Here is a 236-nt window from a genome sequence, read left to right as displayed (position 1 = left end):
ATTGCTTATTTTAACCAATGATGGGGATTTTTGTAACCAGCTGATCCACCCTGACTTTCATCAGCCTAAACGCTATTTAGTAACCGTCAATAAACCTTTCGATGCGGATTTTTGCGAAGAAATGGCTGCAGGCGTCCCTGTCGACAAGCAAATGACTTTGCCGTGTGAGGTGACTAAAATCACTGACAATCAGTTTAGTATTATTTTAAAACAAGGACTAAATCGACAAATTCGTA

1 protein-coding gene is annotated in these 236 nt (G+C 39.4%); it reads left to right on the top strand.

Annotated features, from left to right (window positions below):
* Window positions 1-236: pseudouridine synthase family protein (locus tag SB724_RS21800; RefSeq protein ID WP_486304072.1), on the top strand; the 236-nt coding region annotated here is incomplete at both ends.

The organism is Bacillus sp. SIMBA_031 (assembly GCF_046535225.1).
GTDB lineage: Bacteria > Bacillota > Bacilli > Bacillales > Bacillaceae > Bacillus > Bacillus velezensis.
This window is presented reverse-complemented; position numbering and strand designations above follow the sequence as displayed.